Source organism: Roseinatronobacter ekhonensis (assembly GCF_900499075.1).
GTDB classification, from domain to species: domain Bacteria; phylum Pseudomonadota; class Alphaproteobacteria; order Rhodobacterales; family Rhodobacteraceae; genus Roseinatronobacter; species Roseinatronobacter ekhonensis.
Genome location: NZ_UIHC01000027.1, coordinates 1 through 13994, shown reverse-complemented (window position 1 = coordinate 13994; position 13994 = coordinate 1). Strand labels below are relative to the sequence as shown.

Genomic DNA, 13994 nt, shown 5'->3' with positions numbered 1-13994 from the left:
TGCAATACGGGGACCGAGATGGACCATACCGACCTTTATATCAACGGCGCGTGGGTGAAGACCGACACGCGCTTCGACGTCATCAACCCCGCAACGGAACAGGTGCTTGCCTCTGTCGCAAGCGCCGAGATTGCCGATGCTGACGCTGCCCTGGATGCCGCCGAAGCGGCAATGGCCGAATGGGCCGCGCGCACCCCGCGCCAGCGGTCAGAGGTGCTGCGCAAAGCGTGGGAGCTGATGACCGCGCGGCTGGACCATTTCGCCAACCTGATCACGCTGGAAAATGGCAAGGCAGGCACCGACGCCAAGGGCGAGGCTACCTATGCCGCCGAATTCTTCCGCTGGTTCGCCGAAGAAGCCGTGCGCGCAGACGGGATGATCACCCATGCCCCGGCATCCGGCGCGCGGATCATGGTGCAGCACAAACCCGCGGGTTTGGCCATCCTGATAACCCCATGGAACTACCCCGCCGCGATGGGCACGCGCAAGATTGCGCCTGCTTTGGCGGCAGGCTGCGGCGTCATCATCAAGCCGGCCTCGGAAACGCCGCTGACCATGCTGGCGCTGATGCCGCTGTTAGAAGAAGCAGGCGTGCCGCCGGGCTTGGTCAATGTGCTGCCGTCCAAGCGCACAGGCGCGCTGGTTGACCACATGTTGCACGACCCCCGCGTGCGCGTGGTCAGCTTTACCGGCTCCACCGGTGTGGGGCGCACACTGCTGAAGGGCGCCGCCGATCAGGTGCTGAAACCCGCGATGGAACTGGGCGGCAATGCGCCCTTGGTGGTGTTCGAGGATGCCGATATCAATGTCGCCATAGAAGGCACGATGCTGGCCAAGATGCGCAACCTAGGCGAGGCCTGCACGGCGGCGAACCGCATTTATGTTCACGCCGACATTGCCGAGGATTTCACCGCCCGCCTGACCGCTGCCATGTCGGCGCTGAAGGTTGGCGACGGGGCCGACCCAAGCGTGGATGTCGGCCCGCTGGTCAACGCGTCGACCCGCGACAAGGTGTCGGAGTTCGTGGCAGATGCCGTCGCCAAGGGCGCGAAGGTGGAATGCGGTGGCGTGGTGCCCGAGGGCACCGGCTATTTCTACCCGCCCACGGTCCTGTCGAATGTGCCCGAGCATGCCGAGTGCGTGCAGGATGAAATCTTCGGTCCCGTCGCCGCGATCCAGACCTTTACCGATCAGGAAGATGTCATCCGCCGCGCCAACGACACCGAATACGGGCTGGTCGCCTACGTATTTTCGGGCGATTTCAAACGCGGTTTGCAGGTCTGCGAGCGGCTGGATTACGGTATGGTGGGCCTGAATCGCGGGCTGGTCAGTGACCCGGCAGCACCCTTCGGCGGCACCAAGCAATCCGGGCTTGGCCGCGAAGGCGGGCATGAAGGGATGCTCGAATTCATGGAAACGCAATATATCTCGGCCAGTTGGTAAGGGGGGGTCATGGAAATTCAGGCAAGCCCAAGCACCAAGCATTACGCCGCCACAAAAGGTGTCGATCTGGATGATCTGGCCCGCCAGACCGGACGCACCACCCTGGGGCGCGAGGACGTGGACGCGCATCTGGGCGGGCGTGTCGCCGCAGCGGCGGGGCCGGAGCATAGCCGCTATTGGGAGGTCGACCACGCGGCCCATGGCCCCGTGAGCGAGGAGCCGTTGTCGCGCATGTCAAAACTCGCCGCCGCGAACCTTGGCGCGGCCAATGCCATGATTCCGCAGGTCACGCATCACGACCGCGCCGATATCTCGGCGGTGGACGGGTTGCGCAAGGGCTGGCGTGACGAAGCGCAGGCGCGCGGGCTGAAACTGACCGCGCTGTCGTTCCACGTAATGGCGCTGGCGCGCTGTCTGACAGAGTTTCCGCGCTTCAACGCTTCGCTCTCTGCGGATGGCGAAACGCTTATTCTGAAGGATTACGTCCATATCGGGATTGCAGTGGACACGCCCAACGGCCTGATGGTGCCGGTGATCCGCAACGCCGACCGCAAGGGGCTGTGGGAGCTGTCGGCCGAAATCGCCGACCTTGCCGCGCGTGCGCAAGCCCGAAAGATTGGACCGGATGAAATGGGCGGCGCATCTATGAGTATCAGCAATCTGGGCGGGATTGGCGGCACGGGGTTCAGCCCTATCGTGAACCCGCCGGAACTGGCGATTCTGGGGATTACCCGCACAGAAACCGTCACGGTCTGGGATGGCGATACGCCCCGCCCCGTGCCCATGGTGCCGCTGGACCTGTCCTATGACCATCGGGTGATAAACGGGGCCGATGCCGCCCGCTTCATGGCGCGGTATTGCGCCCTTGTCAGCGACCCGCGCAACTTGCTGCTTTAGACCGTTGCGCGGGCAGCGCGCGCCGCGCTGACGCGTTGCTTACCGCCTGGCGCTAGGGTGCCCCTGAATTCCCGGTTCAGGAGGCCCGACCATGTCAGAGCTATCGCCCCGCCTTGGGCTGCCGTTTCTGCTGCCCGCGCAGGCGCAAAAGCATGTCACCCATAACGAGGCATTGGAACGGCTGGACAGTGTCGTCCAGCTTGTGGTCGCGGGGCTGGATGCCATCAACCCGCCCGCAAGCCCAGAAACGGGGCAGGTCTGGGCACTGGGCACGGGCGCAACCGGCGATTGGGCGGGGCAGGACACGGCCTTGGCCGTATGGATGGGGACAGCGTGGCAGTTCATCACGCCGCAAACCGGATGGTGCGCAGCATTTGGCACGGCTTTGTATATCTGGGATGGCAGCGCATGGCAGCCTGCCGCGCCCGAAAGCCTGAACAACCTGTCGGGCGTGGGCGTCAACGCCAGCCATGACAGCGTGAACCGGCTGGCGGTGTCGTCTGACGCCAGCCTGTTTACCCATGACGGCGGCGGCCACCAGATCAAGGTGAACAAATCCGCGCTATCCGATACGGCAAGCCTGCTGTTCCAGACTGGTTTTTCTGGCCGCGCGGAAATGGGGACGGCGGGGGCCGATGCCTTCAGCATCAAGGTCAGCGCCGATGGCAGCACATGGCACGACGCGATGGTGGCAGCGCCCGACAGCGGGCAGACCAGCTTTCCCGCCGGGATTGTCGTGGACGGCCAGATCGGCGGCAGCGCCATCACCCAAAGCCCGACAGATGCCACCTTGGGCCGCCTGCTGAAGGTTGGGGATTTCGGGCTGGGTGCAGCGACGCCGTCCGCCGTCTCAGACCTGACCGCAGCGCTTGTACCGGGCCTGTATCATATCGCGGATATGGCAACCGCCAGCGGGGTGCCTGCGGGGCAAACCGGACAAGCGACGTTGCTGGCGATGCGCGGGGTTGACGGGCGCGGCACATTCTTGCTGGGCTTGCCGGTTGGCAGCAGCGCCGCACAAGGGTTCTGGCTGGGATCGCGCGCCACGCCGACGGGCACGATAATCTGGGCAAAACTCTGGACTTCGGCCAATACCACGGTCGATGCGAACGGGTTTCTGAAAGAAGCCTAATCGTGACTGGCGGGCAAGGCCAAAGGGTCAGGCGAGGTTCATCAGTTCTTCATGGCGGGTGATGGCCTGTTCGATATCGTCAAAAAACTCCAGCATCCCATGATGCAGCACCAGCCCGCTGTTACAGAAACTCCGCATGTCGGACATGTTATGACTGATCATGATCGCGTCCGCCTTGGCCATGCGGGCGCGAAAAACCTTGTTGCTACGCTCTCGAAAGCTTTTATCCCCGGCGCCCGTGACCTCGTCGATCAGGTAGGTGTCGAACGGAATACCCATCGCCACCCCGAAGGACAGCCGCGATTTCATCCCTTGCGAATAGGTGCGCAGTGGCATGTGGAAGTGGTCACCGATCTGAGCGAACTCCTCTACATAGCGCGCAAGAGAATCGCTATCGATCCCGTAGCACCGTGCCAGAAAACGGGTATTCTGAAGCCCGGTCATGTCCGGGTGAAAGCTGTTGGCACCTCCGATCGGCCAAGAAATCTTGCCCCCTCGGATCACCCGCCCCGCGCTGGGTTGCATCGTGCCGGCAATGATCTTCAACAAGGTGGATTTGCCCGCCCCGTTGCGTCCCAGCAACCCGAGCGAGCGTCCGGGCGGCAGGTCAAGCGTAAGGTTCTGGAACACCGAATGGGTGCCGCCCGGAATCTCGAAGCTTTTGCACAGGTCGCGAAGCTGGATCATGCCATCCCCATTCCGGCGCCGGGTTCTTTCATGGGGCCGTTAGCCCCTGTCGCGCAGACTGTAATACACCAGCGCACAGATGGACCAGATCATCATGGCGAAAAACGCGGTCAGCCCGATCAACATCAAGTTGCGCGGGTATTGCGCGGTTTCCGCTTCGGTCGGCGCGATGAAGGTCGCCAGATACAGTTGTTGCCGCTCCGCGGTTGCGCGGGCTTGGTTCAAGACCGTCAGCGACAGTCTATAGATCTCTTCCGCGAACTGCACATCCACGCGCAGCCCCTCATATTGCGCCAGCAGACTGGGGTAGCTGTTGTCATCGGAGGCGAATCCGTCGCTTGAATAGCTCGCTCTCTCTCCCGCAATGCGCTCTTCAATCGCTCGAATGCGGCGGTCCAGTTGGCGCACACGCGGGTCGGTATTGTCGGTGGCCTGCAACAACAGATCGTAATCGACCAAAGCCTGCGCCAGTTGCTGCTGCAAGTTCGCGACAACACCCATACGCCCCTGAATATCGGCTTGCGGGTCCAGTATCTGGGTCCGGGCCTGAAACGCGACCAACGCCTCGCGCGCATCGCGCAGGTTCATCAGCGCATCGTCAAGATCGGCTTCGGCATTCGCAATACTATCGCGGCGGGCCTGCACGTTCAGCGTGTTGATCATCGACTCGCTCTGCGACACGATTTGACGCGCGATGTTCCGGGCCATTTCCGCACTGCGTGCCCGCACCTCGACCATGATGACGCCCGACGATTTGTCATAGGTAATCCGGATCATGCGCCGCCAGAAACTACCAAGATCCTCGATCGTGACATCCGGCCATATGGAATAGACAGGGTCCATCGGCCAAGTTTGCGAATAATGGCTGACAAGGTCCAACTCTGCGTTTATCCGGCGCACGATTTCCTGGCTTTGGATAAATTCGAACAGCAGGTCGGAATTGCTGGCGGATTGCGTGCCCAGAACCTGCGATAGCCCGCCCAGCATCTGGCTGGCAGAAACGCTTTCTTCCTGTCGCACGACAAAGCCGGTTTCGGACGCGTATTGCGGCTGTGCCAAAATGCCCAGATAGAGCGCGGTCACAACCACGGGCAGAACGACCATCGCAACAAGGCTGGCAATCAACCCCTTGTGGCGCGTGTGCATCACGGCGTGGACCGCCGTGCTGCGCGCAAGCCTCTCGACCTTGGTCTCGGTCTGTTGGGGCACTGGTGCGGGGGAATGGGTATTCACGGTTTGAAATCTGCCTTGGTTGCCTGATTGATTCCTATCCGGAAAACCTACATACACGAAGCGGTAAAAACCAGCTTAGAGGCTGTCAATGCCCGCCCCGCCGCCGGAAATCGCCGATGCGCCCCTTCCAGAGGCCGAAAGCCCGTTCATAGCCGCGCTGCGCTGCATTGCCGCGCTGACCCTGCGCGAGATGGGCACCCGCTACGGGCGCAGCCCCGGTGGCTATGTCTGGGCCGTGTTGCAGCCGCTGGGCATGATCGTGATGATCGCCTTCGCGTTTTCCTTGCTGGCTCGCTCGCCCGCGCTTGGCACCAGCTTTCTGTTGTTCAAGGGCACCGGCATGCTGGTCTTGCAGGCCTTCACCAATCTGGGCAGCACGGTGGGCCGCGCCATGAAGTTTTCGCGCGCGCTGCTGTTCTATCCAAGGGTCACATGGCTGGACGCCGTTATCGCGCGGTTCTTTCTGAACACCCTCGTATCGCTGGCCGCCGCCTGCATCATCCTGACCGGGATCATTCTGTTCGAAGATATCAAGACCGTGCTGGACTGGGGCCAGATATTCTTGGGATTCGGACTGATCTGCGGCTTGGGGTTGGGGGTCGGCTGCCTGAACTGCTACCTGTTTCAAAGGTTTCCGGTCTGGGACACAATCTGGGGTATCCTGACCGCACCGCTTTTTATCATCTCGGGCGTGCTGTTCTTATACGAAGACATGCCACCCTTCGCGCAAGATATCCTGTGGTATAACCCGATCATGCATATCACGGGCATTGTGCGTGACGGGTTCTATCCCGTCTATTCACCTGGATATATCTCTCTTCCCTATGTGGGCACCTGCATTCTGGTGCCCTTGGTCCTCGGACTGATGCTGCTGCGCCAGTATCACCGCGACCTGCTCAATCGCTGACGGCCCGCCGCGATGCGAACCCAAGGTCGACACCTTGGCGTGCCTTGAAACCTGTTGCTGCCATGCGCGCCACCCTGTGTTAGAGTTTACCCAGCGACTCTGCATCGGGGGGCGACCATGCTGCATCTGCTTCATCTTGCGAAAAATACTCTGCGGGGGGGGCCATGCCGCGCATGGCGGGGGGCGCAAAGCCCCCCTCTGCGGCCTGATCCTTGGCGCGGCGCTTGCCCTCGGCACGACGGCAGATGCGCAACAAGACAGCCCCCTGCCACCGCGCTTCGCGACAATGTTCGACAATACCGACCTGCCCGGCGGCGATCTGACCCCGATCTTCAACACCAATCTTGCCCAGTGCCATTCCGCCTGCCTGCGCGACACCGAATGCACGGCCTTTACGTTCAACCAGCGCGCCGGCGCGTGTTTTCCCAAGTCGCAACCCGGCGCAGCGGTCCCGTTCGAAGGCGCGCTCTCGGGCCGGATTGCAGAGCGTCCTGCCAGCGCCGCAGCCCGTGCGCGTGACATGCGCGCCCGGCTTGGTTTTCTGTCGGCCCGAGATTTCGACCTTGCGCGCGGACAGGCCGAAACCATGGCAGAGCGATACTATGCCAACGGGATGACCGAAACGGCGCTGCTGGACGGTGCGACGGGTGGACGTGCGGTTCTGTTCACCGGCGCCGCTGCCACCGTGGCAGATTCGGGGGCGGCGTGGATTGCGCATGCCAACGCCCTGCTGGCGCAAGCTGCGCGCGACAACCAGCCCAGCGCGGATTTGCAACGTCAGGCAATCCTTGCCGCGACCAATGCGGCGTTGCGCCTGTCCGACCCGGCCCCTGCACTTGTCACCATGGCGGACGCGCTTGAAAAACGCTTCCGGGGCGAGGATGCGCTGGCAGCCATCCGCTTGGCCGAAGCACTGCGTCCCGGCATCGCCCCCGACACGCTGACCCGCCTGCGCGAGCAATACGGCTTTCGCCTGCTCTCGCATGATGTGGACAGCAATACCGCGACGCCGCGTATCTGCGCACGGTTTTCCGAACCGCTGGTTGCCAGCCGCGATTATGCGCCGTTCCTTGCGGGCGACGCAGGTGCGCTTGTCCCAGAGGTCGATGATCGCCAGCTTTGTCTTACCGGCGTCGAATACGGCGCGCGCTATGAAATCCGCCTGCGCGCGGGCTTGCCAGCCGCGGGCGGCGATACGCTGGCGCGTGATGTGCCTTTGGCGGTCTATATCCGCGACCGCGCGCCCTTGGTGCGGTTTCTGGGCCGGGGCTATGTTCTGCCCGCCACAGGTCCGCGGGCGCTGCCGGTGGAAACTGTCAATTCCGATGCGCTCGACCTGACACTCTATCGCGTGTCCGACCGCAACCTTGTCGCCACCATCCGCGACGGCAATTTCGCACAAGCCCTCAGTGCGTGGGAAGGCGAGCGTGTCACCAATGATCTGGCCGAACTTATCTGGCAGGGCACCGCCACGCTGGACGGCGCGCTCAACCGCGAAACCCGGTCGCGCCTGCCCTTGGCCGAAGCGGGCGCGCTCGCGCCCGGCGCTTACCTGCTGCAAGCAGCGGTGCCGGATACCGATCCCTATGCCACGCCCCCGGCCTCGCAATGGTTCATGGTATCCGATCTGGGGATGACCAGCCTGTCGGGCCGCGACGGGCTGCATGTGGTGGTGCAGGCCCTGTCCACCGGCCAGCCCGTGAACGGGGCAGAGATACAGCTGGTCGCAGAGTCCAACCGCGTTCTTGGCAGCGCGCAGACCGATGCGCAGGGCATGGCAAGGTTTCCGGCCGCACTGGCGGCAGGCAGCGGCGCTAGCGCGCCCGCGCTTCTGACCGTTACCCAAGGCGATGACATGGCCGCGCTGTCGCTGGCCGACCCCGAATTCGACCTGTCGGACCGCGGGGTCGAGGGGCGCGCCGCCCCCGGCCCGGTGGATCTGTTCATCGCCACGGACCGCGGCGCCTACCGGCCCGGAGAGGTGATCCGCGTCACCGCCCTTGCGCGCGACCCGCAGGCCCGCGCCTTGCCCGGCCTGCCCATGATCGCACGGCTGATGCGGCCTGACGGGGTGGAATATTCCCGCGCACTCAGTGCCGATGGCGTTGCGGGCGGTCATGTCTTTGCCCTGCCGCTTGGCGCGGATGTGCCGCGCGGCGCGTGGCGGCTGGATATGCTCTTGGACCCGGACGCACCCGCGCTGGCCAGCACCCGCCTGCTGGTCGAGGATTTCCTGCCAGAGCGCATTGATTTTGACCTGTCGCTTTCGACAAAGACGCCGGTGGACCCGCTGAACCCGCCAGAGTTGCAGATCAATGCGCGCCATCTGTTCGGGGCCGCCGCCGAGGGATTGACGTTGTCGGGCAGCGCAATACTGCGCCCCGCAACAACGCGCGAGGGCTGGCCCGGCTACCGATTTGGCCGCCATGACCAACGGGTTGACCCGCAACGCTTCCCCTTGGGTGATGCCGTGACCGACGCCGAGGGCCGCTTGCAAACCCGCCTTTTGTTCGAAAACGCAAGTTTTGATGCGCGACCCTACACACTTGACCTGAATGCTACGTTGCTGGACGGGGCCGCCCGCCCTGTAGAGCGCACTCTGAGCGCACCCATGGCCGCAACCCGCCCCATGATTGGCATTCGTCCCGCATTTGACGACACCCTGCCCCAAGGCGCCGAAGCCGTGTTCGACCTCGCGCTTGTTTCCCCCGACGGGCAGGCCATGCAGGGCGCGCTGACATGGCAGGTGGACCGCGTGGACACGCGCTACCAATGGTATAGCGTCGATGGCCGCTGGAACTGGGAACCCGTGACCGAACGCAACCGCGTGGCCGAAGGGTCGGTCGACAGCACAGGACAAATCACCGTGCCGCTGGATTGGGGGCAGTATGAGCTGCGCGTCACCCATGACGGGACCGAGTATGCCAGCGCGTCCACCACCTTCGCTGCCGGATGGTATGGGGCCACGGCCGGGCGCGACACACCCGACCGGCTGGCCGTGGCGCTGGACCAAGACAGCTACCGCCCCGGCGACACCGCACGCTTGCGCCTGTCCGGCGAGGGGATGGCGCTGGTCAGCGTGCTGTCGGACCGCGTGATCGACATGCAACTGGTTGAGGTTGCGGGAGAGGCCGAGATCACCCTGCCAGTGACGGATGATTGGGGCACGGGCGCCTATGTCACCGCCACGCTTCTGCGCGGGGCGGGTAGCGTGACCGACATGCCCACTCGCAGCATGGGGCTTGCCCACGCCGCGATTGATCCGGCCGCGAAGGCGCTGGCGGTCACGCTAGATGCACCAGATGCCGCAGACCCGCGCGCCCGCATGGAGGTGACGCTGAACGCTGAGAGCGACGGACCGGTCTATGCCACGCTCGCCGCAGTGGACCTTGGCATCCTGACACTGACGGATTTCGACAGCCCCGACCCAAGCGCGCATTATTTCGGGCAGCGCCGCCTTGGCGTTGCCTTGCGCGACATTTACGGACGGCTGATCGATGCGCGGGCGGGGGCCATGGGGCAGGTGCGCTCGGGCGGCGATGCATCGGGCATCGACCGCGCGGGGCCAGCCCCCACAGAGGCGCTTCTGGCGCTGTTCGAAGGTCCGATCACGCTTGAAAACGGCGAAGCGACCATCGGCTTTGATCTGCCCGCCTTCAACGGCACGGTGCGGCTGATGGCGGTGGTCTGGTCCAACACCGGCGTGGGGCAAGCCAGCACCGATGTCTTGGTGCGCGATCCGGTCGTCGTCCAGCCCAGCTTGCCGCGTTTTCTGACACCGGGCGACACCAGCCGGATGCGGCTGGAACTGACCCACGCCACAGGCGCTGCGGGCGAGATGGCGCTGCGCGTGACCGGCCACGGTTTGGGCGATGTGCCCGACACCGTGACGCTGAGTGAGGGCGAACGCGCCGTGCTGGACCTGGCACTGGCGCCAACCATCTTGGGCGATCACCGCTATAGCGTAGAACTGACCACGCCCGATGGTCGTGTGCTAACCCGCGATCTGACGCTGACGGTGCAGCGCACCGATCCCGAAATCGCGCGTAGCTCTCAATTCGTATTGGCACCGGGCGAGAGTTTCCGCTTTGACGCCAACGCGCTGGACGGGTTGCGCGACGGTGCGCGCGCCACTTTGGTGGCCGGTGCGGGTGCAGCCCTTGATCTGCCCGGTCTTGTGCAGCGGCTGACGGGCTACCCCTATGGCTGCACCGAACAACTGGCATCCGGGCTGCAACCGCTTCTGCTGGCGTCGGGTGCGGCGATCGAGCTTGGCCTTGTCACCGAAGCAGAGGCGCAAGCGCGCATCCAGTCGGCCATTGACCGCATCCTGACCCGCCAATCGCGCACCGGCAATTTCGGGCTTTGGGGCGCGGGCGGATATGACCTGTGGCTCGACGCCTATGTCACCGATGTGCTGACCCGCGCGGCAGGCCAAGGTGCGGATGTGCCCGACACCGCCCTGCGCATGGCGCTTGACAACCTGCGCAACGAGGTGGCGCAGGCGGGTGATTTATATGACAACGCGCCCGCCATTGCCTATGCGCTGTATGTGCTGGCCCGCGCGGGCGAGGCGGCGATTGGCGATCTGCGCTACTACGCCGATACGCTGGCCGAAAAATTCGACACAGCCCTGTCTGCCGCGCAACTGGGCGGGGCGCTGGCCGCCTACGGCGAACAGGCGCGCGCCGATGCGATGTTCCGCCACGCCGCGGACCTTGCGCGGGCCGATGACGCAGACGGGTTCCGCCGCGACTATGGCACGGCCTTGCGCGATCGCGCGGGGTTGTTGGCGCTGGCGTCAGAGGCAGACAGCGGCGCAGTGGACCGCGTGCTTCTGGCGCGGCAAATCGCCCAGCGCGGCGCGGTGCATGAATTGTCAACGCAAGAAGCCGCGTGGTCGCTGCATGCTGCCGTGGCGCTTGGGTCGGAAGGCGGTGGCCTTGACGTTGACGGGCGTGCGGTTGCGGGCAATGTGGTGCAGCTTTATGATGGCAGCACGCGGACCATAACCAATACAGGTGACACACCGACGACGGTCACGCTGACCGCCTTTGGTGTGCCCGATGTCGCCCCGCCCGCCAGCGGCAACGGCTACACCATCTCCCGCAGCTACTATACGCCGGATGGCGAACCCGCGCGGCTTGACGGTCTGCGGGTGGGCGAACGGCTGATCGCGGTTCTGGACGTGCAGCCGGATCGCGGCACGCCCGGCGGTCGGCTGATGGTCGATGACGCGCTGCCTGCTGGCGTCGAAATCGACAATCCCAACCTGTTGCGCGCGGGCGATATCCGCGCGCTGGACTGGCTGAACCTGCACAGCTTTGCCCAGATGACCGAAGCCCGCAGCGACCGCTTTCTGGCCGCCGTGGACTGGACCGAAACGGCGCCCTTGCGGCTGGCCTATGCGGTGCGCGCCGTGTCATCGGGCGAATTTCACCATCCGGCAGTACAGGTCGAGGACATGTATCGCCCCAGCCTGCGCGCGATCACTGACACGGGCCGTGTGACCATCGCACCATGAAAGCGGTGCTCGGCCTTGTTGCGGCGCTGGTGCTGACAGGCTGGCTGGCGCTGGAACGCTGGGTGGTGGCGACCGATCTGCCGCCGCTGAACCCGCCGACCTCTGCCGAGGTGTTGTCCGAAGACGGCACACTCTTGCGGGCCTACACCGTGGCAGACGGGCGTTGGCGGCTGGCGGTGGACCCTGCCCGCGTGGACCCGACCTACCGCGCCATGTTGCTGGCCTACGAGGACCAGCGCTTTTACACCCATATGGGTGTCGACCCGGTCGCGCTGCTGCGCGCGGTGTGGCAATCGGTGCGTGCCGGGCATTGGGTGTCGGGCGGGTCCACCCTGACCATGCAGGTCGCGCGGCTGCTGGAGGACGGGCCAACCGGCACATGGACAGGCAAAGCGCGGCAAATCCGGCTGGCACTGGCGCTGGAACGGCATCTGAGCAAGGACGCGATCCTATCGCTATATTTACACTTGGCACCCATGGGCGGCAATCTGGAAGGGCTACGCGCAGGCGCGCGCGCGTGGTTCGGCAAAGACCCGGCGCGCCTGACACCCGCGCAATCCGCGCTGCTGATCGCGCTGCCACAGTCACCCACCCGGCGCAGCCCCGACCGCCACCCGCAGGCCGCGCGCGCCGCCCGCAACCGAGTGTTGCAACGGGCCGTTGCCGCGCGCGTGCTGACCCGCGCCGAAGCGGATGCCGCCCGCTCCGAGCATATGCCCGATACCCGTCGCCCCTTTCCCGCGCTGGCCCCACATCTGTCAGACAGGTTGGTGGCAGAAAACCCCGCAACCGGGCTTCACCGCACAACGATAGACGCGGGCTTGCAAGCCATGCTGGAACAAACGGCGCAGGACACGCTGCGCGCGCTGACCCCGCGCGCGGGGCTGGCCATTTTGCTGGCCGATGTGCAGACAGGCCGTGTCCGTGCCCATATCGGTGGCGCTTACGGCGTCGACATGCGCGCCGGGTTCAACGACATGACACGGGCCATGCGCTCGCCGGGATCGACTCTGAAACCGCTGGTCTACGGGCTGGCCTTCTCGGACGGGCTGGCGCATCCTGAAACACTGGTCAATGACCGCCCCGCCAGTTTCGGCGGCTATGCTCCGCAGAATTTCGACGGGCGGTTTCGCGGCCCCGTCTCGGTGCGCGAGGCGTTGCAGCTTTCGCTGAACCTGCCGGTGGTCGAGATGACCAACACGCTTGGCCCGGCCCGGCTGATGGCAGCGCTGCGCCGTGCGGGCGTCACGACCGCTTTGAACGGACCGCCGGGGTTGGCCGTGGCCTTGGGTGGGGTGGGCGTGTCGCTGGAAGGGCTGGTGCAGCTTTACGCCGGAATTGCGCGGGGCGGGCAGACGGTCACTTTGCAAACTGCGCCCGGCCCCGTGAAAACCGGCCCGCAGATCATCGCCCCCGAGGCCGCGTGGCATCTGGGCCAGATCCTTGCGCGTGCGCCGCGCCCCGCGCATCTGCCGGGCTGGCCGCTGGCGTTCAAGACCGGCACCTCTTACGGGCACCGCGATGCCTGGGCGGTGGGCTTTGACGGGCAGCATGTTGCAGGCGTCTGGATCGGGCGGGCGGATGGAACACCCCTGCCCGGCACATTCGGGCTGGATGCCGCCGCCCCCGTCCTGTTCGATGTCTTCGCCCAGCTTGGCGCGCGCCCGGTGCCGCTACCGCCCGCGCCGCCGCGCACACTGGATGTGGCGCATGCCGACCTGCCCCCGCCCCTGCGCCGTTTCGGACCGCAACTGGCAATGGACACAGATGCACCACAACTCGCCTTTCCGCCCGACGGGGCTGCGCTGCGCCCTGTTGCGGGCCGTGTGCTGGCCCGCGTGGACTGGGGCCGCGCGCCGTTTACATGGTTTGCAAATGGCGCGCCGGTACTGACTCGTAGCTTCGAGCGCGCGGCGCAACTACCGCTTATCGGCCCCGGTTTCGTCACCCTGTCCGTGGTCGACGCGATGGGCCGCGCGGCGCGTGTGGAGGTGGAACTGCAATAGAAAGGGTTGCGCGGTTTGAAGGCCCTGCGACATGAGTATTTAGAGCGCGTCTGGTTCAATCAGTTTCATATCCAGCGGCCTTGAAGAAGTTGTAGCATTCGTCAGGGGTGAACAGGTTACAAACATGACCGACCGCCTTCCATAATTCGTCATATGTCCGTGCAG

General features: G+C 64.8%; 8 protein-coding genes. 6 read left to right on the top strand and 2 right to left on the bottom strand.

Going from position 1 to position 13994, the window contains the following annotated elements; genetic code table 11:
• Nucleotides 1-18 precede the first annotated feature (18 nt).
• The 3 genes from ROE7235_RS12455 (at nt 19) to ROE7235_RS12445 (ending at nt 3472) form a co-directional block, all read left to right on the top strand.
• On the top strand, nt 19-1443 hold the full coding sequence (locus ROE7235_RS12455; RefSeq protein ID WP_121095858.1) for an NAD-dependent succinate-semialdehyde dehydrogenase: 1425 nt from the start codon (nt 19-21) through the stop codon (nt 1441-1443).
• Between the two features lie 9 nt (nt 1444-1452).
• Nucleotides 1453-2340, top strand: coding sequence for a 2-oxo acid dehydrogenase subunit E2 (locus tag ROE7235_RS12450; RefSeq protein ID WP_121095857.1), 888 nt, complete (start codon nt 1453-1455; stop codon nt 2338-2340).
• A 91-nt stretch (nt 2341-2431) separates the two neighbouring features.
• Entirely contained in the window at nt 2432-3472 is a 1041-nt protein-coding gene (locus tag ROE7235_RS12445; RefSeq protein WP_121095856.1) for a DUF2793 domain-containing protein, read from the top strand.
• Nucleotides 3473-3499: 27 nt separating this feature from the next.
• Here the strand turns inward: ROE7235_RS12445 and ROE7235_RS12440 are convergent, their stop codons facing one another.
• Nucleotides 3500-4159 (bottom strand): ABC transporter ATP-binding protein, encoded by a 660-nt coding sequence (locus ROE7235_RS12440; protein ID WP_121095855.1) that lies wholly within the window; start codon nt 4157-4159, stop codon nt 3500-3502.
• Nucleotides 4160-4198: 39 nt separating this feature from the next.
• A complete protein-coding gene (locus tag ROE7235_RS12435) occupies nt 4199-5392 on the bottom strand; it encodes a KpsE/RkpR family capsule polysaccharide export protein (RefSeq protein WP_147434210.1) in 1194 nt (397 codons plus the stop codon).
• 88 nt (nt 5393-5480) lie between these two features.
• On the opposite strand from ROE7235_RS12435, the gene ROE7235_RS12430 reads away from it, so the two are divergent.
• From ROE7235_RS12430 to pbpC, 3 genes are all read left to right on the top strand, one after another.
• Nucleotides 5481-6299: an ABC transporter permease gene (locus ROE7235_RS12430; protein WP_121095853.1), complete on the top strand. Its 819-nt coding sequence runs from the start codon at nt 5481-5483 to the stop codon at nt 6297-6299.
• A gap of 136 nt (nt 6300-6435) precedes the next feature.
• Complete coding sequence (locus ROE7235_RS12425; protein ID WP_245963958.1) at nt 6436-11823, top strand: alpha-2-macroglobulin family protein; 5388 nt, start codon at nt 6436-6438, stop codon at nt 11821-11823.
• Nucleotides 11820-13829 (top strand): penicillin-binding protein 1C, encoded by a 2010-nt coding sequence (gene pbpC / locus ROE7235_RS12420; protein WP_121095851.1) that lies wholly within the window; start codon nt 11820-11822, stop codon nt 13827-13829. The genes ROE7235_RS12425 and pbpC overlap by 4 nt, the downstream gene beginning before the upstream one ends.
• Nucleotides 13830-13994: the final 165 nt, after the last annotated feature.